This is a genomic window from Kocuria sp. 2SI (genome assembly GCF_005502825.1).
Taxonomy (GTDB): Bacteria; Actinomycetota; Actinomycetes; order Actinomycetales; family Micrococcaceae; genus Kocuria; species Kocuria palustris.
On the sequence record NZ_SCNB01000003.1, the window covers coordinates 166,841 to 189,348 of the forward strand.

Here is a 22,508-nt window from a genome sequence, read left to right on the forward strand (position 1 = left end):
ACAGACCTGAAGGAGACACCACATGGCTGAGCTCATGAGCATCGAGGACATCCAGGTCCTCGAGACCGTCCGCGCGTTCCTCCACCGCGAGGCCCGCCTGCTCGACGACCGCGACTTCGACGCCTGGATCGAGTGCTACCACCCGGACGCCGAGTACTGGATGCCGTCGTGGGACGACGACCACGAGCTGACCACCGATCCGCAGACCGAGATCTCGCTGATCTACTACGCCAACCGCGGCGGCCTCGAGGATCGCGTCTTCCGCATCAAGACGGACCGCTCGTCGGCCACGTCGCTGCCGGAGCCGCGGCACAACCACAACCTGTCGGACATCGAGGTCCTGGGCCGCGACGGCGACACCGTCCACGTCCGGTACAACTGGCTGACCGGCTACTTCCGCTACAACAACGACATGTACTACTGGGGCTGCGCGGAGGTCGACATCGACCTCTCCGGCGACAAGCCCCAGATCACCAAGAAGAAGGTCGTGCTCAAGAACGACTACATCCACCAGGTGATCGACGTCTACATGATCTGATCCGAGGCGCCCTCCGGCCCGCCGACCGCGCTCTGCCTCCGTCACGGACCGATGCAGAGCACGGCGGCGGGCTTTCGGGTACCGCCCGATCGATCCGCGCGAGTCGCCGTCTGCCCGGCGCCCCGCACCCCGCCCGGGGCCCTCCCGGGCCACCCCGCAAGCCGACGCCCGTGCGAGCCACCCGTTCGCGGCCGTCGGACCACGAGCTTTCCCGAGCCGGCCGCAGCGCCGCAGAGGACGAGGAGAAGACCATGCCTAACCAGGTCGCACTGAATTTCGAGGACGGCGTCACCAAGGTCATCAAGGTCGGTGACATGGAGACGATCATGGATGCCGCGTTCAAGGCGCGGATCAACATCCCGTCGGACTGCCGCGACGGAGCCTGCGGCACCTGCAAGTCGTTCTGCGAGTCCGGCGAATTCGATCCCGGCGACTTCATCGACGACGCCATGACCGAGGACGAGCTGGAGAAGGGCTACCTCCTCACCTGCCAGTCGACCCCCGAGTCGGACATGTCGATCAACATCCCGTCGACCTCCGAGGTCGCCAAGACCTCCGCCGTGACGTTCAACGGCAAGGTCGACATGATCGAGCGCCACTCGGACTCCACGATCTCCTTCGGCATCGACATCCCCAACCGGGAAGAGCTCGCCTTCCTGCCGGGGCAGTACGTGAACATCAAGGTCCCGGGCACCGACGAGGTCCGCTCCTACTCGATGTCCAGCGGCCCGGACACGGACGAGACCACCTTCATGGTGCGCATCTCGGAGAAGGGCGCCATGTCCGAGTACCTGCGCGACCGCGCGCAGGAGGGCGATGACATCGAGTTCTCCGGCCCCTTCGGCTCGTTCTTCCTCCGCGAGCCCAAGCGCCGGCTGCTGCTGCTGGCCGGTGGCACCGGCCTGGCACCGCTGCTGTCGATCCTCGAGAAGCTCGCCGATTCCGGCACCGATCAGCCGGTGCACCTGATCTACGGCGTGACCCGCGAGGCCGACATCGTGGGCCTGGACCTGCTCAAGGCCTACGAGGACCGCCTCTCGGACTTCACCTGGGACTACATCGCCTCGGAGGAGGGGACCTCCGCCCCGCACACGGGCTACGTCACCCAGATCACCGAGCCGGAGCACCTCAACGACGGCGACGTCGACATCTACCTGTGCGGCCCGCCCCCCATGGTCAACGCCGTGTCCTCGTGGCTCGACGAGAAGAAGGTCAACCCGGCCAACTTCTACTTCGAGCGCTTCGCCCCCAAGGGCACCACCGGCGGCGACGACGAGACCGGCTCTCCGGTCTCCCCCGACCAGGTCGACTCGTCCACCTCCGCCGAGGAGGCGGTCTCGTCCATGGAGACCGGCGTGCTCAAGTTCGGCAAGGTGGACACCGCCGCCCACCTCGATGCCCGCGCCGGCCTGGAGACCGCCGCCGCCCGTCTGCTGATCGGCAAGCTCACCGAGGAGCAGCTCGACAACTGGGGCCGCCTGGCGGACAAGTGCGACGGCACCGTCGAGGACGGCAAGCTCGTGGACTACGAGGCCTTCGTGGCCGCGAACTACGACTTCCACGAGTACCCCTTCACGGTCGCCGACAACCCGGCGCTGCTCGCGGCCTACCAGGGCCTGGACACCCCCTCCCACATGCGCGAGGCCCTGGAGAACGGCGGCGTGATCTTCGAGACCGTCACGGAGGAGCACCACGAGCTCGTGGAGCTCATGCGCGCCGGCGATCTCGAGAAGACCCTCGAGCTGATCCAGTCCCACACCGTCCAGGCCAAGCAGACCATGGACACCGCAGTGGACGCCCACGACGCCTCCGCCGACGAGAAGCCGGAGACGGCCGCCGGGGCGGATTCCTGATGGCCTCCGCAGACGGCAAGGGCCCCGGCACTCCCGGCGCCACGGGCACCGATGTCTCTGGGATGCCGACCGTCGAGGCTGAGGCCGGGCAGCGCGCGCACCTGAGCCCGGGCCGCTTCGCGGACCGTGTGGTCGTGGTGACCGGAGCTGCTCAGGGCATCGGCCGCGCTGTGGCAGAGCGGGTGGCGGCCGAGGGCGGCACCGTCGTGCTCGTGGACCGCTCCGAGATCGCCGAGGAGGTCGCCGTGGGCATCAACGAGCGCGCGGAGACGGGCTCCGGCGCCGGCCGGGCCACCGCGGTGACGGGAGTGGACCTGGAGCAGGCCGCGGGCGCGGAGCAGTTCGTCTCCGCCGCGCTCGAGGCCCACGGCCGGATCGATGTCCTCATCAACAATGTCGGCGGGACCATCTGGGCCCGGCCGTACGAGGAGTACGACGTCGAGAAGATCGACAAGGAGATCCGCCGCTCGCTGTTCCCCACCATGTACTCGTGCCACGCCGTGCTCCGGCCCATGCTCGAGGCGGGCTCGGGGACCATCGTGAACGTGTCCTCGGTGGCCACCGGCGGGCTGAACCGCGTGCCGTACGCAGCGGCCAAGGGAGGCGTCAACGCCCTGACCAAGGCACTGGCCTTCGAGGTCGCCGAGCGCGGTGTGCGCGTGGTGGCCACGGCCCCCGGAGGCACCCTGGCACCCCCGCGCGCCGTCCAGCGCGGACCCGGCCCGGAGACCGAGCAGGAGGAGGCCTGGTACCGCGCGATCGTGGACCAGACCGTCGACTCCTCGTACATGAAGCGCTACGGCACGCTCGAGGAGCAGACCGCCCCGATCGTGTTCCTGGCCTCCGACGAGGCCTCCTACATCACCGGTTCCGTGCTGCCGGTGGGCGGCGGCGACCAGGGCTGAGCGCTCGGGCACGGCTCACCGGGGCCGGTCGACTCCCTCGAGTCGGCCGGCCCCTCCTTCTCGGGCAGATCCCGCGTCGTCGAGCCTTCCCGGGCCCGAGCCCCGGACCGCTCGGGCGCGATCGCTATGATCGGCCCATGCCCCACGCTCCCAGCGGAAGCTCCGGCGATGTCGCGCTCGTCGGGCGCGATGCGCAGCTCGAGCACCTCCTGCGGCTCTACCAGGAGGTGCGCCGCGGTCATCCCCGCACCGCCGTGATCTGCGGGCCGGTGGGCATCGGCAAGACCAGGCTGCTGCGCGCGCTGCTCGCCCAGACCTCGTCCCGCAATCGCGCGGTCCTCTCCGCCAGCGGCAGCGAGTGGGAGTCCGCGCTCCCGCTGGCCGGCTACACCCAGCTGATGGGCAGCGCCCCTCTGCGCAGTCCCTCCGGGTTCGACGGCGGCCCGCAGCCGCCCTCGCAGGTGGTCGGGCGGCTCACCCCCGACCAGGCGCTGAACTACGCCCAGACCCTGCAGACCCACCTGGAGGCCCAGCAGCGCCGCGGGCCGGTGATCGTCGTGATCGACGACCTGCAGTGGCTCGACGAGGACTCGCTGCGCATCCTGATCTTCGCCGCGCGACGGCTGCACAGCTGCCGGGTGCTCTTCCTCTTCGCCGTCGACCTGGACCAGGCCGCCGGGCTGCCTACCGGGATCATCGACCATCTGACCGGCTATCCCACCGAGGTGCTGCACCTGCCTCCGCTCGAGGCCGAGGCCGTCGCCGCCCTGGGCCGCGAGATCGTGGGTGCTGAGCTGAGCATGACGACGGTCCACGAGCTGCTGCGCCACACCGAGGGCCACCCGCAGTCCGTGATCGAACTGCTCCAGGAGGTCCCCTCGGAGCAATGGCACGGCTGGCTGCCGAAGCTGCCTCCGTCGCGGCGCACCCGCGCCCGGGTGGCCTCCCAGCTGCGTCGAGCCTCTCCCGAGCTGCTGCGCATGGCCGAAGCCGTCTCCGTGCTGGGGCAGGACGCGCCACTGCAGCAGGTGGCCGCTCTCGCGCAGCTGTCCCACTTCCTGCCCGTCGTCGACGAGGGCCACGCCGCCGGGCTGCTTCGCCTGAGCATGGACCGGCAGCCCTCCGCGGTGCACTTCGTGGAGCCCAGCGCGACCGCCGCCGTCTACGAGCAGATCGCCCCCACCCGCCGCTTCGCCCTGCACCGGGCTGCCGCGGAGGTCGTGGACGATGAGGGCGTGCGGCTGGGCCACCTGGTCGCGGCCTCTCCCGGTCCACAGGAGCTGCTGGCCCTGCAGCTGGTCGCCTATGCCGAGCGCCAGGCGGCCGACGGCTGCTGGTCGGAGGTCGCCTCAGCCATGCTCTCGGCCTCTCGGCTCTCTCTGGACCGCCGGGACGGCGACCTGCGGCTGCTGCGCGGGGTCGACGCCCTGATCGGCGCCGGCGACATCACCCAGGCCGCGAGCCTGCTCAGCGTGGTCGAGTCCATGCCGCCGTCTCCCCTGCGCGCCTCCGTGCTGGGCTACCTGGCCGTCGTCACGGGGCGGCGCTCGACGGCGGCGGCGCAGCTGGCCATGGCCTGGCGCACGGTGCGCGAGGACCTGGATCCCAGCGCCGGAGCGCGCATCGCCCTGCGGCACACGCTGCACGCCCTGGCCGACTGGGACGGCGAGGGCATCGTCACCTGGGGCGAGCGCACAGCTGAGCTCGCCGAGGCGCCGCATCACAGCAGCGTCGAGGCCCGCGCCATGTACGGCCTGGGGCTGTTCGCCTCGCGGCGCCTGGACGAGGCCGAGCGGCCGTACCTCGATGATCTGGGCACGACCGTGGGCAACGCCCAGGAGCAGCGACTGCTCATGGGCCACGCCTGGCTGGCCCTGCGCACCGACGATGTGGAGACGGCCCGCCTGCGCTTCGAGGAGGCTGTGCCCACCGAGTACCGCGGCGGATCGCTGCGCATCTCCCTGTGGGCCGAGTCCTGGCTGGCGCGCTGCCGGCTGATCCTGGGCGACTGGGACGCCGCGGCCGCCACGATCGCCCATGCCTCCGTGCGCCTCGAGTCCTCGGGCATGCGCCTGATGCGGCCTCTGCTGTACTGGACCGCCGCCGAGCTCAACGCCATGCGAGGCGACTGGGACCGTGCCGAGCACTTCCTGTCGCTGACGGTCGTGCCGACCGACGGCTACCGCAGCATGATGGTCCCGGCGGCACTGGCCCGAGCGCGCTACCACGAGGCCCGGGCGGACTACGAGTCCGCGCTGGAGGCCCTGCGCCCGCTGCGCACGGCTGATCCGGTCACCGCTGGCCGCGAGCCGTTCTGGTCCTGGCAGGACACCCTGGTGAACTCGCTGGTCATGACCGATCAGCTCGACGAGGCCCAGGGATTCCTGGACGAGCTCAAGTCGGTCGACCCCTCCTCGCCCTTCCCGGCCGACGCCGCCCGCATGGCGTGGGCGGAGGGGCGGCTGCTGGCCGCGCGCGGAGAGGTCGATGCCTCCCAGGAGCTCTTCGACCGGGCGCTGGACGCGCTGCGCTCGAGGCGCCGCCCCTATCTCGAGGCCCGGGTGCGCTTCGCCTACGGGCAGAGCATGCGGCGGGCCGGCAAGCGGCGGCTGGCCTCGCGAGTGTTGCGCTCGGCCCGCGAGCTCTACGCCTCCCTGGGCGCCCAGACCTACGTGTCCCGATGCGACCGGGAGCTGAAGGCCGCCGGGGCCAACGCCCTCGTGCCGGCCGCCGAGCAGACCGGCTCGGACGGGCTCTCCGATCTGCGCAGGCAGGGCCCCGACGCTCTGCACGTCGGCTCCGAGGCCGTGCAGCTGACCGCCCAGGAGCAGGCCGTCGCCCAGTTCGTGGCCGGGGGGTCGACCAACAAGGAGGTCGCCCAGGCGCTGTTCATCGCGGAGAAGACGGTGCAGTTCCACCTGACCCGCATCTATGCCAAGTTCGGGGTGCGCTCGCGCAGCGAGCTGGCGGCCGTCTACGCCAGGGAGGGCATGGGCTCGACCGACGGGTGAGGGCGCAGGATCTCTGCGAGGGCCGCAGCGGCCCTCGCAGGGCCGAGCGACTCAGCGGTCGCGGTGCGCGGCCAGCTTCTCCAGATCGGGCTCGGTGCCCACGCCCGGGACGTCGGGGACCATGATCTTCCCGTCGGCGATCGTCAGCGGCCTGGCGATGAGGTCATCGGCCATGTCCAGGTAGTTGGACAGCTCACCCGCCCGGCGGTGGGTGTGCTCGAACGCCGCGCCGAACACGACGGAGGCGACCGAACCGATCTGCGTGTCGATCTGGTTGCCCACGTAGACGTCCACGCCGGCCGCCTGCGCGAAGCCCACGATCTTGGCAGACTCGGTGAACCCGGTGCGCGCGGTCTTCACGCACAGCAGGTTCGCTCCCCCGGTCAGGATCTCGCGCGCGGCCTCGCCCATGTTGGGCGCGGACTCGTCGGCGGCGACCGGGATCGCGGACTTCTCCACGAGCCGACGACGGCCCAGCACCTCGCGGGCGTCGTCCGGCTCCTCCAGGAAGCTCAGCCCGAGACCCGCGGTGCGGCGAAGGACCTCTGCAGCCTCATTGGCGCTCCAGCCGCGGTTCGAGTCCATGTAGATCTCGGTGTCCTCGCCCAGGCCCTCTCTCAGCACGCGGGCGGCCTCCACGTCCAGCGACAGCGGACGGCGTCCGGTCTTGAGCTTGAACGTGTCGATGCCGTAGGTCTCGCGGAACTCGAGGGCCAGGTCGAGCAGCTCCTGCGCGGGCTTGAAGCCGAGCATGTGCGAGACGCGCATGTGATCCGAGAATCCGCCGAGCAGCTCGGTGACGGGTCGGCCCAGGATCTTGCCGAGGCAGTCCCACAGGGCGATGTCCACCGCGCCCTTGGCGGTCTCGTTGTGGATCGTCCGCGCCATGACGGCCTGGGCCTTCTCCCGGTCGAAGACCGAGAGCCCCTCCAGCTGCGGGGCGAAGATGTCCTCGATCACGGCCACGATCGACTTCTGCGTCTCCCCGTACGTGTACGGCCGCGGCGGGGTGTCCGCCCAGCCGACGACCCCGTCCGAGGTCTCGATGCGCACCAGCACGTGATTGGCCTCGTGGACGGCCCCGGAGGCGAAATGCAGAGGGGTGGAGTACGGGATCGTGTAGGGGATCGCCTCGATCTGTGCGATCTGCATCAGTGCATCGGCCTTTCGACGGGGTCTGGACCCGGCTGGTCCTCGGATTCTGGTTCATCGGCCAGCTCGGTGACCAGCTGGATGAAGTTGGACAGCAGCACCGAGCGGTCCTCGCGCCGCCAGGCGACCGCCAGCTCCGCGTGCGGGGAGTCCTCGAGCTCGCGGTAGCGCACGCCGCGCAGCTGGACGCTGCGCACGCTGGCGGGCATCAGCGCCACGCCGCCGCCTGCGGCCACGAAGGACAGGATCGTGGAGGTCTCCTGGGCCATCTGCGAGACGCGGTGCTGGAATCCGGCCTCGCGGCACAGGTCCGCGGTCATCCGGTACATCACGGACTCCGGCGGGTAGGTCACGAAGCGCTGCTCGGTCAGCTCGACCATCGACAGCGGCCGGTCCGAGGCCAGCGGGCTGTGCGTGGGCAGCGCGACCACGAGCGGCTCGCGGTTGATGATGCGGAAGTCGATCTCCGGGCTGGAGACCGGGGGGCGCAGGATCGCGGCGTCGAGCGTGTGCTCGAGCAGCCCGCGCTCCATGGCCGGGGTCAGCATCTCGCCGTGCAGGTCCAGGCTCAGCCCGGGGTACGCCGTGCCGGCCGCGCGCACGATCCGGGGCATGACGCTGTACGTCGAGGCTCCGGAGAAGCCCACGTGCAGCACGCCCGTGGCGCCCTGGCCGACCTGGTAGACGTCCGCCTGCAGCGCCTCGACGTCGTTGAGGATGCTGCGCCCGCGCTCGAGCATCAGCGCCCCGGCCGCGGTGAGGTCCACGCGGCGGGTGGTGCGGTCGAAGAGCTTGACGCCCAGCTGCTCCTCGAACTGGCGAATCTGCTGCGACAGCGGCGGCTGGGCGATGTGCAGCCGCTTGGCCGCGCGCCCGAAGTGGCGCTCCTCCGCGACGGCGATGAAGTAGGTGAGCTGGCGCAGTTCCATGGACGCGGCCTAGCTGCGACGGGCCAGGTCGACGCCCAGCTGCTCGAGCTGCTGGCGGACCTCGCGGCGCTGGATCTTGCCGAGCATGGTGCGCGGCAGCTCGTCGAGCTCGATGATCCGTCGGGGCACCTTGTAGCGGGTGACCTTGCCGTAGCAGTGCTCGCGCAGCCGGGCTTCGTCGAACGTGCGGTCCGGGGAGGTCACCACGGCGGCCACCACGACCTCCGAGCCGTCCTCGCCCCGCAGCCCCACGACGGCGGCCTCCGCGACGTCCTCAGCAGTGGTCAGCGCGTGCTCGACCTCGGTCGGAGCCACGTTGAAGCCGCCGGTGATGATCAGCTCCTTCAGCCGGTCGACCACGCGCAGGAAGCCGTCGTCGTCCACCGTGACGATGTCGCCGGTGCGCAGCCAGCCGTCCTGCAGGATCTCGGCGGTCTCAGCGGGGCGCTTCCAGTAGCCCTGGAAGACCTGCGGGCCGCGCACCCACAGCTCGCCGGGCTCTCCCACGGGGGTGTCCTCGAGGGTCTCGGGATCTACGGTGCGGATGTCGGTCGACGGGAACGGGATGCCGATCGAGCCGGTGCGGCGGGTGTCGTTGAGCGGGTTGCAGGCCACCAGCGGAGAGCACTCGGTGAGCCCGTAGCCCTCGATCAGCATGCCGTCGGTGTGCGCCTCCCACTCCTCGACCAGATGATGCGGCAGCGCCATGGCCCCGGAGACGCCCACGGTGATGCCCTCCAGGGAGCGGCCCTTCTCATCGGCCAGCTCCATGACCTTCTGGTAGATCGGCGGCACGGCCGGCAGCACCGTGGCCGGGGTGCGCTTCATGGCGCCCACGATCAGATCCGCGCGCGGCGTGGGGAACAGCACCAGGGTGGCCCCCAGCGACATGGCGAAGGTCATGCCCAGGGTCATGCCGAAGACGTGGAACAGAGGCAGAGCCCCGTAGACGACTTCGTCGGAGCCGGTGTGCAGCCACTCGCGGCCCATCACGGCGTTGGACTCGAGGTTGCGGTGGCTGAGCATCACGCCCTTGGGCCGGCCCGTGGTCCCCGAGGTGTACTGGATGATCGCGAGGTCCTCCGCGCCCGGGCGGGGGTGGTCGTGGGCCAGGGGACCGTGGGAGAGCAGCTGCTTCCAGTCCGTGGCCCCGGAGGCCGGGGCAGTGAGCGCCGCGCGCTGCTGCCTGAGGCGGCGCACGGGCAGGCGAAGGGCTGTGCGCATGGGCAGCGGCATGGACCGGGTGATGTCGACGGAGATGATGCTCTCCACGGCCACATCGCCGGGGAGGCTGCGAACGGTCTCGACCGTCTTGTCCCAGACCACCGCGACCTTGGCGCCGTGGTCCTCGAACTGGTGGCGCAGCTCGGCGGCGGTGTAGAGCGGGTTGTGCTCCACCGCGATCGCGCCCAGTCGCATCACGGCGTAGAAGGCGACGATGTGCTGCGGGCAGTTGGGCAGCACGAGGGCCACCCTGTCGCCGCGGCCCACCCCGAGCCGGCGCAGCCCCTCTGCGGCGCGCTCGACCTCGGCGCCCAGGCGGGAGTACTTCCAGCGAGCTCCGAAGAACTCGAGGGCCACGCGCTGCGAGTTGACCGCCACGGAGCGCTCGAGCATATGGATCAGCGAGGTCTCGGGCAGGTCGATGTCATGGGCGACGCCGTCGTCGTAGGAGGCGGTCCACGGCCGGGTCGCGAGGAGCTCCCGCGAGGATCCTGGGGTGGCCGCCGGGTCATCTGTCTGCTCAGGCATGAGATCGAGGATACCGTCCGGGCTGTGCGCGCACCGGCTGCGGTCCCGAGATCGAGCCGGGGTCCTCCGCAGGACGGGCGGGCGGGCGACCGAGTCGGCGATTCTCAAGTCATATTCATGGACAGTTGGGAACGAATCCTCTTCGACGACCTCGCGCTGGACTACACTGAGGCAAGTCCATACGCCGGAGACCGCGCCTGTTCGGGGCAGACGCGCGCTCCGTCTCGGGGGCCACACCTGCCTGAGAGGTCATCAGTCCGTCACCCGGACAGACCCTCAGGCCGTCCGATTCCGTCAACCTCCCAGAGGTGTCACATGCCGTCCACGCTCGTCGCCGTCGTCGATGACCACGAGGTCGTCCGCGAGGGCATCCGTCTCGTCTCCATGACCTCCCAGGCGGACGTCAAGCTGGTGGGCTCGGCCTCGACCGTCCCCGGCCTGATCGACCAGCTCGGCCGCGACCCGGAGAACACCGCGCTGACCGCCCCGGGCGCCAAGCGCATCGAGTGCGACGTCGTGCTGCTGGACCTCTCGCTCACGGACCGCTCGCGCCCGTCCGAGAACGTCGAGCGCCTGCGCGAGGCCGGCATGAAGGTGCTGATCTTCTCCATCGGGGAGAACGCCGCCCTGATCCGAGAGGCCCTGCGCGCCGGTGCCCTCGGGCTGGTGCGCAAGTCCGAGCCGCTCGAGCACGCGATCGAGGAGGCCCGCAACATCGCCGACGGCAAGCCGGTGATCACCAAGGAGCTGGCGGCCGCGATCGAAGGCGACATCGAGTTCGCCCGCGCCAACCTCTCGCCGCGCGAGCAGGAGACGCTGCGCCTGTACGCCTCGGGCTTCGCCCAGGTGCAGGTGGCCCGCCGCATGGGCATCAAGCAGTCCGCCGTGAAGACCAACATCGACCGCATCCGCGAGAAGTACGCGCGCATCGGCCGCCCTGCCCCCACCAAGATCGATCTGCGCATCCGCGCGATCGAGGACGGACTGGTGGAGCCCGAGGCCGATGTGAACAACGTCGAGATCCGCCGCTGAGCAGCCCGCTCGTCCTGCTGACCGGGGACGACGCGCACCCATGATCCACGCCGCCGAGCCGTCCTCCCAGGACTTCAAGCGCTATCACGGCAGGGCCCTGCGCTCGCGGCTGCCCTCGCCGGTCTCGGCCGGCACCATGGGTCCGAACGTCTACCGTCTGCAGTGGTCGGCGCAGCTGTGCGCGGCGGCCGCGATGTTCGCCAGCGGCCTGGCCGCGCTGCCCTCGGTGAGCACGCTCACCGGGGCGCCCGCGCTGCTGAGCACCCTGTTCTTCGCCGGGCTGCAGGTCTGCGCGGGCATGCTGTTCTACTTCGGCGCACGGCGCCGTGTGGTCACCTGGCCCTCCACGGCCGCCGTCGTCCTGATCATGCTCTGCTACACCTCGCTGGCCCCGATCTGGGCACCGGCCTCCGAGATCTCTCCCCCGTGGCTGTCGTTCCTGCTCGTCCTCGCGGCGGGGCTCACCGCGATGACCTGGGGAGCGATCGCCTCGCTGGCCGTGATCGGATGGGCGGTGCTGTGCCTGGGGATCTACGTCCTGCAGATGCCGCTGGGCTATCCGCTGCAGTCGGAGATCATCCAGAGCGGGGTCGACTGCCTCTATGCGATCCTGCTCGCGATCGCGGTCTCGCTGACCCTGCGCGCCGCCGATCACGCCGACACCGACTACAGCACGGCGATCGCCCATGCCACCGCGCTGCGCCGCTCGCGCACGCAGTCGGATGAGCAGGAGCGCCTGGACCGGCTGATCCACGACAACGTCATGGCGGCGCTGCTGGACGCCTCACGGGCCCCGGGCGCCGTCTCCAAGCGCACTCGAGAGCTGGCCATGCGTGCCCTGAGCGTCCTGGAGTTCGAGGAGAAGCGGGCCACCGGAACCGCCACGACCTACGTGCACACGCTGATGGACGACCTCCTCGACGCCCTCACCCCGTGGCGCTCGCGCGTGCGCTTCAACGTCCTCGTCCCCGACATCAGGCCCATGGGCCACACCCGTGCCTTCATGCCCTCGGACACGGCCCAGGCCCTGATCCACGCGGTGACCGAGGCGGTCTCCAACAGCGCACGGCACTCCGGCGTGGCCACCACCTTCGTGACCATGGACGGAGGGGCCTGCCCTCCCACGGCGCTGAACCCCTTCGGCTTCTACCTCTCCTTCGAGGTCCTCGACCGCGGCAAGGGGTTCCAGATGCGCTCCATGGATTCCCGGCGCCTCGGCGTGCGGGTCTCGATCATCGGCAATGTCGAGAACGCGGGGGGCCGGGTCGACGTCGTCTCCGCCCCGCACCGCGGGACGCGCATCCAGATCCTGTGGCCCAGCGATGCCCATCCGTCGGACTAGGCGCCGCAGCGCCAGGTACCGCGCAGACGTCGACGTCGGGCTGCGCAGCCGCCTGCTGGACCTCGTGGGCCAGTGGGTCGCACGGCTCACGGCGGAGGGCCGGGCCCAGAGCTCCGTGCTGTTCTTCGGCCCGCTGCTGGCCTTCCTGATCCCGTCGCTGATCGCGGGGCTGCCGCTGCTGCAGTTGGTCCAGCATCCGCAGCTGCAGCTGATCTCCGGCGTGCCGTACATGATCGCGGTCCTGCTCGTGATCGCCCCAGGGCGACGCCGGCTCGACGAGCTTCCCGTCATCACCGCCGTAGTGGCCATGATCTCGTGCCTGGCGCTGACCCACGACTCCGACCCCGAGCGGCTGCCGCTGCTGTCGCAGCACTGGGGGTACCAGGGGCTGCACCTGTTCCCGGTCGCCCTGGCCGTTCGCCAGCGCACGGCGTGGGCCTGGGGGACGGTGTTCATCGCGACCGCCCTCGGTGCGACCTTCGGCGCTCGCTCCGAGCACGGCATGCTCATGGGCATGGCGCCCATGGCCACGGTCGCAGGCACCCTGGTCGTCGCCATCCTGATCATCACGGAGATCGAGCGGCTCCTGGATCGCCGCCGCGAGGCCCGGGCGCTGGGGGCATCGGCGCGGACCGATGACGACGCCGAGCAGGATACCGTCAACGCCTCGATCCGGCGCATGCACGATGTCCGACGTGTCGTCGGCCCCGCGCTCGAGCGGATCGCCTACGACTCGAGCCCCGTGGACGACGAGGAGATCCGCCGCTTCCGGGTCCTCGAGGCCCACCTGCGCGATTCCATCCGCGGTCGGTCGATCTCGACCCCGGAGCTGCACGAGGCGGCCCGGCGTGCCCGCGAGCGCGGCGTCTCCGTCGACATCCTCGACGAGCGCGGCTCCGTCCTGCCCGAGCGCGTGCTGCGGATCGTGGGGCGGCAGTCCGCCGCGGTGCTGGACGCCGCGCAGGCGGGCTCGGTGACGATCCGCGCGTTCCCCGCCGATGACCAGTCCGCCGTCCTGATCGTGCACGACCCGGGCGACGATGACGAGGACGCGATCGCCCTGGAGATCGCCCAGGGAACCGGTGAGATCTCCGAGTTCTGAGCCCTTGGGCACCAGGCTCCACAGCACCCGGATCGGCGGAGATGGGGGCCGCAGCTGCACAGTCCGGTCCTCGGGCCCCGATGCTGCTGCGAGCATCGCCGTAGCGTGCCGCCATGCACACCGCCGAAGCCGCCCACTGCTCCTCAGATGCGCCGTCCTGCACCGACCGTCTGCGCGACGACCCGTCCGTCCTGCTGAGCCCCGTGCTGTGCGCCGACGGTCGGCTGCGCTGCCCGTGGGCGCTGTCTACCCCGGATGTCCTGGACGATCACGACACCTCGTGGGGCATCCGCCCGCAGCTGCGCTCCGAGTGGTTCCGGGCGCTGAGCCTCGAGATCCTGCAGGCCGGGCTGGCCCCGGGTGCCTCGGTGTCGCGGCTGCCCGCGCTCGAGGAGGTCTTCAGCTGCTTCGACCCGCGGATCGTGGCCGGTCTCGATGACGACGCCGTGGACGAGCTGCTGCTGGACCGTCGGCTGATCCGCAATCGCGCCAAGCTCACCGCTGTGGTGGTCGCCGCCCGCGCCGTTCGCAGCTGGTCCGGCGAGGACTGGCAGCGGGAACTGGAGCCGGCCGAGGGGACGGATCACGTCCAGGCGGTCGCAGGTCGCCTGCGCGAGCACGGGCTCGTGCACGCCGGCCCCGGCACGATCGCCCGGCTGCTGGCCCGCACCGGGATGACCCCCGGCCACCTCGACGGCTGCTTCCGCTGCTGAAGGGGCCGCGAGCTCCTGTGCGCATGCCTCGGCCCCGGCAGCGACGCGCGCCGGCCGGGGCCTTCCGCAGGGGTGCTCGTCAGGCCGTGAGCGGGTTCAGTCGAGCAGCAGCGCGGGCTCCTCGAGAATGCGGGCCACGTCCGCCATGAAGCGCGCGGAGAGGTCGCCGTCGACCACACGGTGGTCGAACGATCCGCCGAGCGTGGTGATCCACCGCGGGATGATCTCCCCGTCCACGACCCACGGCTTCTGCTTGATGGTTCCGAAGGCCACGATCGCGACCTCACCGGGGTTGATGATCGGAGTGCCGATGTCGATTCCCAGGGAGCCGATGTTCGTGATCGACAGGGTGCCGTTCTGCATGTCGCCGGGCTGGGTGCGCCCGGCACGAGCCGTGGCCGTCAGCTCGTTGAGGGCGATCGCCAGCTCGCGCAGGCTCATGTCCTGGGCGTCCTTGATGTTCGGGACCATGAGCCCGCGCGGGGTCGCCGCGGCGATGCCCAGGTTCATGTAGCGCTTGATCACGATCTCGCGGTCGGTCCAGGTCGCGTTGACCTGGGGGTTGCGCGCTGCGGCCCAGATGACGGCCCGGGCCAGCAGGAGCAGCGGGGTGACCTTCACTCCCTCGAAGTGATCGGAGGTCTTCAGCCGCTTCACGAACTCCATGGTCCGCGTGGCGTCGACATCCACGAAGATCGACACGTGCGGGGCCGAGAACGCGGACTTGACCATGTTCTGGGCGGTCAGCTTGCGCACGCCCTTGACCGGGATCCGCTGCGTCCGGTCCCCTGCCCCGGGGGCGTCCGAGGAGACCCAGAAGCCGTCGGGGCCGTCCGGGACCTCGCGCAGATGGGCGGCGTAGGCCAGCAGGTCTCGCTTGGTGACCTGTCCGGCCTCGCCCGTTCCGGAGACCTCCCGCAGGTCGATGCCCATCTCCTTGGCGGCCTTGCGGACGGGAGGCTTGGCCAGGGCCGGCTGGGAGGCCCGCGCCGGCTGCGCTGCGACCGCGCCGCTTCCCGAGGCCGCGGCCTCCTCTCGGGAGCCGCCCCCGGCCAGGCGGGCCAGCCGGTCGCCGCGCGAGCCGGGCCCCTGCCCCAGGCCTGCTCGCGAGAGCAGGTCGGCGATGCCGTCGCCCAGCGAGGCCCTCCCGCCGGCGGGCTCGGCCGTGCTGCGGCCGCGCGAGGGCTCGGCCTGCTGAGCAGGGGCTTCCGGACGGGTCGGCTCCGGGCGGGCGGGGCGGCGCGAGCGCTGCCTGCGCACGACCGGATCCGCCTTGGGGCCCGACCCCACGAGCGGCTTCTGCTGCGGCTCCTCCTCCGCGCTGGAGGACGGTGCCGGTGCTTCCGGATCGCTCGAATCGGCGGCGGCATCGCCGCCTGCGCTGGTGGCGGAGTAGCCCGGATCCGGGCGCGAGCCCGGGGCCTCGGCGGAGTCGCCGATCGAGACCAGCCCTGCGCCGACATCCAGGGTCTCGCCCTCCTGGGCGAGCAGCTCGAGGACGGCCCCCTCCCAGGGCGAGGGCAGCTCGACGAGCGACTTGGCGGTCTCGATCTCCACGAGGGGCTGATCGACGGAGACCTGGTCGCCGACGCGCACCTTCCAGGTGACGATCTCGGCTTCGGTGAGCCCCTCGCCGACATCGGGGAGGCGGAAGATCTGTGCCATGCGGGAATCCTTCGGAAGCGACGGTGCGGGGCGCGTGCGTGCGGTGAGCGGGTCCTAGTAGGCGAAGGCCCGGTCCATGCCGTCCAGGACGCGGTCCAGGTCCGGGACGTAGTCCGCCTCGACCCCGGCGGGCGGGTAGGGCATGTGGTAGCCGCCCACGCGGATCACGGGGGCTTCGAGGCTGTAGAAGCTGCGCTCCGTGATGCGCGCGGCGATCTCGGCCCCCAGCCCGGAGAAGACCGGGGCCTCGTGGGCCACGACCATGCGCCCCGTGCGCTGCACCGAGGCCTCGAGGGTCGCGAAGTCGATCGGCGACAGCGAGCGCAGGTCGATCACCTCGACCGAGCGGCCCTCCTGCGCGGCGGCCTCTGCGGCGGCCATGGCCACGGGCACCAGCGGACCCCACGCCACGAGGCTGAGCTCCGAGCCCTCTCGCAGCACCTGGGCGCTGAAGGGATCGGCGGTGCTCGGGTTCTCGAGGTCGACCTCCCCCTTGAGCCAGTAGCGGCGCTTGGGCTCGAAGAAGATCACGGGATCGGGGCAGGCGATCGACTGCTGGATCATCCAGTAGGCGTCCTGCGGCGAGGACGGCGAGACGATGCGCAGCCCGGCAGTGTGCGAGAACTGGGCCTCGGGCGACTCGGAGTGGTGCTCGATCGAGCCCACGAGCCCGCCGTAGGGGATGCGGATGGTCACCGGGACGGTGACGTCGCCGTCGGTGCGGGCATGCATCTTGGCCAGCTGGGTCGTGATCTGGTTGTAGGCGGGGAAGGTGAAGCCGTCGAACTGGATCTCGCACACCGGGCGGTACCCGCGCATGGCCATCCCGGTGGCGGTGCCCACGATCCCGGCCTCGCCCAGAGGGGTGTCCAGCACCCGGTGCGCGCCGAACTCCCCCTTGAGCCCCTCGGTCACGCGGTACACCCCGCCCAGGGAGCCGATGTCCTCGCCCATGAGCAGGACCCGGGGGTCCTCCCCCATGGCCCGGCGCATGCCCATGGTCAGGGCCTTGGCCAGAGTGACCCGGACGGTCGTGGGTCCGCCCGTGCGCGTCTGCTGCTCGCTCATGCCCTCTGCCCCTCCTGGCTCTGCCCTGCGTCTGCGCCCGGTCCGCCCTCGCCGTCCAGGAAGGAATCGGCGTAGTCGCGGTGCCAGGCCCGCTCCTCCTCCACGAGCGGGTGCGACTGCGCGTAGACGACGTCGAAGCGCTGGTCCAGCTCACCCGGATCGGAGCGCAGCAGCTCGGAGCGGACCTCCTTCAGCCACTGGTCGGTCTCCTCCTCCAGGTCCTGGAACCACTGCTCCTGCACGCCGAGCTCCGTCTCGAGCAGGGCGCGCATGCGCAGCAGGGGCTCCTTCTGCGCCCACTGCGCCTCCTCTGCGGAGAGGCGGTACTTGGTGGGGTCGTCTGCGGTGGTGTGCGCGCCCAGTCGGAAGGTCTCCGCCTCGATCAGCACGGGGCCGCGCCCCTCGCGGGCCTCGGCGGTCGCCCACCGGGTCACCGCCAGGACAGCCAGAGGGTCGTTGCCGTCGACCCGCACGCCCTCGAAGCCGTAGCCGGCCGCCCGGGCCGCCAGGGGCACGCGGGACTGCGTGGAGAACGGCACCGAGATCGCCCACTGGTTGTTCTGCACGAAGAACACCACGGGGGCGTCGTAGGAGGCGGCGAAGACCATGGACTCGTGGATCTCGCCCTCGGTCGAGGCGCCGTCGCCGAAGTAGACGGTGACAGCACCGGGCTCCGGCGCGGGCTCCCCCGCCTCCTCGGCAAGCCGACGATCCTGGACCATGCCCATGGCGTAGCCCACCGCGTGCGGGACCTGGGAGGCCAGCACCAGCGAGTAGACATGGGTCCGGGTCTCGGACGGCTTCCAGCCGGAGGCCGCGTGGCCCCGGAACTGCACCAGGACCCGCTCGGCCGGGACCCCGCGCTCCAGGACCACGGCATGCTCGCGGTAGGAGGGGAAGACGTAGTCGTTCTCGCCCTGGGCCAGCGCCGAGCCGACCTGGGCCGCCTCCTGGCCGCGCAGCGGGGGCCACAGGGCCATCTCGCCCTGGCGCTGCAGCGCAGTGGCCATCTCGTCCAGGCGGCGCGCCCGCACCATCGAGCGGTGCATCCGCTGCAGCGCCTCGGCATCGACGTCCTCGACCCAGCGCGAGAAGCGCTCGTCGTGCTGGCGGACGCCGTTCTCGTCGAGCAGGCGGACCACGGGCATGGTCGCGGCCACGGCCGCGGGGTGCGCTCCGGTGCCGGCGCTCGCACGGGCGTCATGGGGATCCGCGACGAGCGCTTCCGGCGATCCGTCCGGGGCCACGTCGGCGGCGACCTCGACGGCCGACGCGGCCTGCGCCGTCTGCGCGGACGACTGCTCAGCGCTGGGCTGGTCCTGATCGGGTCCCCGCTCCGGGACCTCGTCGGCCTGCGCCATGGGACACCTCCAGGTGTGGTTCACGCGGTGGCACGGCCCCGGGCCGTCCGGCCCGGCAGCTCATGCCTGTGTCTCCGTCTGCTGCGCGCAGGGCCCGGAGACGAAGCTGTCTCATGAGACTACGTGACGCGCGGGCGTCTGGAAGTTGGAGCAGATCTCCAAAAACCTGTCGTTGGCCTGGGGCACATCGATGCTGACCCGCACTCCGTCGCCGTCGAACGCCCGCACCGACAGCGCCTGCTGCGCGCAGGCCTCGGCGAAGCGGCGGGCGTCCTCGCCCAGCGGCAGCCACACGAAGTTCGCGCGCGTCTGCGGGACGTCCCAGCCCAGTTCCGCCAGCCGGGCCAGGACGCGCTCGCGCTCGTCGACGATGCGCTGGACCCGCTCCTGGACCTGCTCCAGGTGATCGAGCGAGGCGATCGCCGCGGTCTGGGCCATCTCGGTCACCGCGAACGTGGTCGCGACCTTGCGCAGCGCGGCTGTGACCTCCGGCTGCGAGAGCGAGTACCCCACGCGCAGACCGGCCAGACCGTGGGCCTTGGAGAAGGTTCGCAGCGCGACCACGTTCAGGTGGGCGCGGTAGGTGCGCACGCCTTCGACGAGCTCCGGGTCGCCCTGGAACTCGAGGTAGGCCTCGTCCAGCACCACGAGGATGCCCTCGGGCACCCGGGCCAGGAAGCGCTCCGTCTCGTCCTGGCGCAGCGACGGGCCGGTGGGATTGTTCGGCGAGCACAGCAGGATCACGCGGGTGCGCTCGGTGATGGCCGCGAGCATGCCCTCGAGGTCGTGCGAGCCGTCCGGCAGGTTGGGGACCTGCACGCTCACGGCGCCTGCGGTCCCCACGACGATCGGGTAGGCCTCGAACGAGCGCCATGGGTAGATGACCTCATCGCCCGTGCCGTCGGAGGAGGTTCCCGCGAAGGCCGCGATGATCTGCGTCAGCGCACCCAGGCTGCCCGCACCGGTCACGATGTCATCGGCGGGCACGCCCAGGTGCTGGGCGATGCGCTCGCACAGCGTCGCGGCGGTCGGGTCGGGATAGCGGTGCATCCGCTGTACTGCCTGGGCGATGGCCTCCTGGGCTGCCGGCACCGGGCCCCAGGGGTTCTCATTGGAGGACAGCTTGAAGGCCTCGAGGCCCTCGACGGGCTGCGGGGGCCGGCCCGCAGCGTAGTCGGGCAGGGCGGACAGGGCGGCGCGGGGTATGACGGAGGGCATGGCCCTCACTGTAGCGGCGCGGCCCAGCATGAGGCCCGCCCTCGGAGCCCCGTTCCGGACGGAACGCCGGCTCGAGCAGCGCGCGCCCGCCGCGCGCCCGGAGACGCCGCCCGAGGATGGAAGAATGTCCGCATGTCTCAGTCTTCCGCACCCTCGACCGACGATCCCACGGCCCGCATCCCGCTCGCCGGGCTCGAGCCGCCCCTGGCCCTCGGAGCACTGGACGGGCGCTACCGCCCGGCCGTCGCACCGCTGATCGACCACCTCTCGGAGGCGGCGCTGAACCGCAACCGGCTCCATGTGGAGATCGAGTGGTTCATCCACCTGTGCGCCGGACGCGTGCTTCCCGGGATCGAGCCGCTGGGCCAGGAGCAGATCGACGGGCTGCGCCGCATCGTCGAGGACTTCGGCGCCCAGGGCATCGCCGAGCTGGCCGAGATCGAGGCCGTGACCGTTCACGACGTCAAGGCCGTCGAGTACTACATCGGGCGCCGGCTGCCCGCGCTGGGCCTCGAGCACCTGATCCCGCTGGTGCACTTCGCCTGCACCTCCGAGGACATCAACAACCTCGCCTACGCCGTGGGCGTGCGCGATGCCGTCGAGCTGGTCTGGGCCCCGGCTGCCCGCGAGCTCGTGGAGCAGATCTCGCAGCTTGCCGCCGACAGCGCGGAGGCGCCCATGCTCTCGCGCACCCACGGACAGCCGGCCACGCCCACCACGCTGGGCAAGGAGCTCGCGGTCTTCGCCCACCGCCTGGGGCGCCAGCTCGCCCGGGTCGGATCCACGCAGTTCCTGGGCAAGATCAACGGGGCCACCGGAACCTACGCCGCCCACACGACCGCCGTACCAGAGGCCGACTGGCAGGAGGTCTCGCGCACCTTCGTCGAGGGGCTGGGGCTGAGCTGGAACCCCCTGACCACGCAGATCGAGTCGCACGACTGGCAGGCCGAGCTCTACGCGGACGTCGCCCGGTTCAACCGCATCCTGCACAACCTCTGCACGGACATCTGGTCCTACATCTCGATCGGCGTCTTCCGCCAGGTCCCCGTCGAGGGCGCCACCGGGTCCTCGACCATGCCGCACAAGGTCAATCCGATCCGCTTCGAGAACGCCGAGGCCAACCTGGAGATCTCGTGCTCGCTGCTGGACACGCTGGGAGCCACGCTCGTGACCTCGCGCTGGCAGCGCGACCTCACGGACTCGTCGTCCCAGCGCAACATCGGCACCGCCTTCGGGCACTCGCTGCTGGCGATCTCGAACGTCGCCAAGGGCCTGCAGCGCCTGGATGTGGCCCACGACGTCCTGGCCGCCGACCTCGACGAGAACTGGGAGGTCCTGGGAGAGGCGATCCAGACCGTCATGCGCGCCGAGGCGATCGCCGGGACCCCCGGCATGGAGAACCCCTACGAGCGCCTCAAGGACCTGACCCGCGGCCACCGCGTGGATCAGCAGCGCCTGCAGGAGTTCGTGGCCGAGCTCGGGCTGCCCGATGCCGCAGAGCAGCGCCTGTCCCAGCTCACGCCGCAGACCTACATCGGGATCGCCCCCAGGCTCGTGGAGCATCTCGAGCGCTGAGGGGCCCCGTCCCGTCCGAGGCTCCCGCGCAGACGACACCGGGCGGTACTGCTGGTCCAGCAGCACCGCCCGGCGTCGTCGTTCGCATCCCCTCTCAGCGGCGCGGATCCGTCAGGTCCGCACCGCCCGATCACATGTCCTTGGCCGCCCAGCCAGCGGTGCGCACGCGGCGACGGCCGAACAGCCGTCCGGGGCGCGACGGGCGCAGCTCGGCCTGAGCGCCGACCGTCTCGAGCCACTCGGGGGCCATGCGCCCCAGCTCCTCGGCAGAGCCCGCGAAGGCCAGCGCGTCCACGGCGCTGTCGGCGCTCACGGCCACGGCATCCCACACCTCAGCGCCGACGCCGCGAGTCTGCTCGCAGAGCACGGCGAAGGCGCGGGCACCGCGCTGCAGCGCGGGGTCCAGCACGGTGAGGTCCTCGCCCAGGGCCTCGGAGATCTCCCAGGCGGCGCCCACAGCGCTGACCGAGGAGCCGACCGCGATGGCCAGGGAGGCGAAGGGATCGGCCTCCTGGACGCGCTCCATGATGCGGTCGGCGGCCCTGGCGCAGCCGATGTCCCACAGGTCGAGCTCGGTGCCGCGCGGCAGGGTGAGCCGGCGCGTGCGGGTGTCGAGCTCGACGGTCTCGCCGCCGGTCAGCTCTCGCGACAGGCGGATCGGGCGGTACCAGCCGCTCGAGACAGCCTGGGCGCGCTGAGCGGCCTCGAGGACGGCGCACAGCGTGGGCGAGATCTGGGCGGTGAGCGCATGATCGCTGCTCAGGGAGAGCAGCAGGGACAGCTCGGAGTCCGGGCGCTCGGTGCTGAGCACCCGCGACAGGTCGGAGAGGACCTCGTCGGCGATGGACTCGGCGACCATGCGGGTCAGCGGGTCGACGGCGGACACGGTCCGCTGCGCCGTCAGCGTGGGGGCGCTGCGGCGGAGCCTGGGGGGAACGGCCATGGTGGGGGAACCTCGTGGGGGGATGAGGCGGGGCTGGGGATGCCCCGGACCAGATGAAGGCCGCCGCAGATCGACACCGGCCAGATTTTCGGGAGACAGAGGGTGAAGACGTATCGCAGCCCGCGATCCGGCTCCGTTCCTCTGCGCGATGCTCCGAGACTCCAGTCTCTCGGACTGCTGTCACAGCCCCTGTCGAATCGGCGCGCCATGTCGACGGAAGCGAGGTGAGGCCCTCGGCACCCGTCGGCACAGCCCATACGTTACCTGCGAGTAATGAAGATGCAACACCTTTCCTCCGATATTTTCGACCCATCTGACTGGGGACGATGTCGAAACTTGGCTGCACCGA

The 22,508-nt window shown here is 71.1% G+C and carries 17 protein-coding genes; 9 read left to right on the forward strand and 8 right to left on the reverse strand.

All coding sequences use genetic code 11. From position 1 onward, the window contains the following. Positions 1 to 22: 22 nt before the first annotated feature. From benB to FFS25_RS03030, 4 genes are all read left to right on the forward strand, one after another. Positions 23 to 538: a benzoate 1,2-dioxygenase small subunit gene (benB, locus tag FFS25_RS03015; RefSeq protein WP_171004077.1), complete on the forward strand. Its 516-nt coding sequence runs from the start codon at positions 23 to 25 to the stop codon at positions 536 to 538. 251 nt (positions 539 to 789) lie between these two features. Then, positions 790 to 2,391, forward strand: a complete 1,602-nt coding sequence (gene benC, locus FFS25_RS03020; RefSeq protein WP_137801854.1) for a benzoate 1,2-dioxygenase electron transfer component BenC — start codon at positions 790 to 792, stop codon at positions 2,389 to 2,391. Then, positions 2,391 to 3,296 (forward strand): 1,6-dihydroxycyclohexa-2,4-diene-1-carboxylate dehydrogenase, encoded by a 906-nt coding sequence (locus FFS25_RS03025; protein WP_283957202.1) that lies wholly within the window; start codon positions 2,391 to 2,393, stop codon positions 3,294 to 3,296. Before benC ends, FFS25_RS03025 begins: the two co-directional genes overlap by 1 nt. A gap of 137 nt (positions 3,297 to 3,433) precedes the next feature. After that, complete coding sequence (locus tag FFS25_RS03030) at positions 3,434 to 6,307, forward strand: AAA family ATPase (protein WP_137801855.1); 2,874 nt, start codon at positions 3,434 to 3,436, stop codon at positions 6,305 to 6,307. A gap of 51 nt (positions 6,308 to 6,358) precedes the next feature. Here the strand turns inward: FFS25_RS03030 and FFS25_RS03035 are convergent, their stop codons facing one another. From FFS25_RS03035 to FFS25_RS03045, 3 genes are read right to left on the reverse strand one after another with little or no spacing between them, the layout of a single operon-like run. Then, positions 6,359 to 7,459, reverse strand: a complete 1,101-nt coding sequence (locus FFS25_RS03035) for a mandelate racemase/muconate lactonizing enzyme family protein (RefSeq protein ID WP_137801856.1) — start codon at positions 7,457 to 7,459, stop codon at positions 6,359 to 6,361. Next, positions 7,459 to 8,388 carry a LysR family transcriptional regulator gene (locus tag FFS25_RS03040; protein ID WP_137801857.1) on the reverse strand — a complete coding sequence of 310 codons (930 nt, stop codon included), beginning with the start codon at positions 8,386 to 8,388 and terminating at the stop codon, positions 7,459 to 7,461. Before FFS25_RS03040 ends, FFS25_RS03035 begins: the two co-directional genes overlap by 1 nt. 9 nt (positions 8,389 to 8,397) lie before the next feature. Beyond that, positions 8,398 to 10,140: a long-chain-fatty-acid--CoA ligase gene (locus FFS25_RS03045; RefSeq protein ID WP_006213895.1), complete on the reverse strand. Its 1,743-nt coding sequence runs from the start codon at positions 10,138 to 10,140 to the stop codon at positions 8,398 to 8,400. A 315-nt stretch (positions 10,141 to 10,455) separates the two neighbouring features. Between FFS25_RS03045 and FFS25_RS03050 the strand changes: the two genes are divergently transcribed. The 4 genes from FFS25_RS03050 (at position 10,456) to FFS25_RS03065 (ending at position 14,329) form a co-directional block, all read left to right on the forward strand. Continuing rightward, on the forward strand, positions 10,456 to 11,172 hold the full coding sequence (locus FFS25_RS03050; RefSeq protein ID WP_137801858.1) for a LuxR C-terminal-related transcriptional regulator: 717 nt from the start codon (positions 10,456 to 10,458) through the stop codon (positions 11,170 to 11,172). A gap of 40 nt (positions 11,173 to 11,212) precedes the next feature. Then, positions 11,213 to 12,514 carry a sensor histidine kinase gene (locus tag FFS25_RS03055; protein WP_137801859.1) on the forward strand — a complete coding sequence of 434 codons (1,302 nt, stop codon included), beginning with the start codon at positions 11,213 to 11,215 and terminating at the stop codon, positions 12,512 to 12,514. Further along, on the forward strand, positions 12,495 to 13,616 hold the full coding sequence (locus FFS25_RS03060) for a DUF8320 family protein (protein WP_137801860.1): 1,122 nt from the start codon (positions 12,495 to 12,497) through the stop codon (positions 13,614 to 13,616). The genes FFS25_RS03055 and FFS25_RS03060 overlap by 20 nt, the downstream gene beginning before the upstream one ends. Before the next feature lie 113 nt (positions 13,617 to 13,729). Then, positions 13,730 to 14,329, forward strand: a complete 600-nt coding sequence (locus tag FFS25_RS03065) for a DNA-3-methyladenine glycosylase I (RefSeq protein WP_137801861.1) — start codon at positions 13,730 to 13,732, stop codon at positions 14,327 to 14,329. A gap of 96 nt (positions 14,330 to 14,425) precedes the next feature. On the opposite strand, the gene FFS25_RS03070 is transcribed toward FFS25_RS03065, so the two are convergent. From FFS25_RS03070 to FFS25_RS03085, 4 genes are all read right to left on the reverse strand, one after another. Then, complete coding sequence (locus FFS25_RS03070; protein ID WP_137801862.1) at positions 14,426 to 15,994, reverse strand: dihydrolipoamide acetyltransferase family protein; 1,569 nt, start codon at positions 15,992 to 15,994, stop codon at positions 14,426 to 14,428. 54 nt (positions 15,995 to 16,048) lie between these two features. Further along, entirely contained in the window at positions 16,049 to 17,062 is a 1,014-nt protein-coding gene (locus FFS25_RS03075) for an alpha-ketoacid dehydrogenase subunit beta (RefSeq protein WP_137801863.1), read from the reverse strand. Further along, positions 17,059 to 18,210 carry a thiamine pyrophosphate-dependent enzyme gene (locus tag FFS25_RS03080; RefSeq protein ID WP_212742706.1) on the reverse strand — a complete coding sequence of 384 codons (1,152 nt, stop codon included), beginning with the start codon at positions 18,208 to 18,210 and terminating at the stop codon, positions 17,059 to 17,061. Before FFS25_RS03080 ends, FFS25_RS03075 begins: the two co-directional genes overlap by 4 nt. A 324-nt stretch (positions 18,211 to 18,534) precedes the next feature. Further along, a complete protein-coding gene (locus FFS25_RS03085) occupies positions 18,535 to 19,641 on the reverse strand; it encodes a histidinol-phosphate transaminase (RefSeq protein WP_137801865.1) in 1,107 nt (368 codons plus the stop codon). Between the two features lie 132 nt (positions 19,642 to 19,773). On the opposite strand from FFS25_RS03085, the gene purB reads away from it, so the two are divergent. Further along, positions 19,774 to 21,216 (forward strand): adenylosuccinate lyase, encoded by a 1,443-nt coding sequence (purB, locus tag FFS25_RS03090; protein ID WP_137801866.1) that lies wholly within the window; start codon positions 19,774 to 19,776, stop codon positions 21,214 to 21,216. Positions 21,217 to 21,346: 130 nt separating this feature from the next. Here purB and FFS25_RS03095 read toward each other — a convergent pair whose 3' ends face one another. Continuing rightward, the gene (locus FFS25_RS03095; protein ID WP_137801867.1) at positions 21,347 to 22,159 is read right to left on the reverse strand and encodes an FAD:protein FMN transferase; all 813 of its coding nucleotides are present in this window, start codon (positions 22,157 to 22,159) and stop codon (positions 21,347 to 21,349) included. Positions 22,160 to 22,508: the final 349 nt, after the last annotated feature.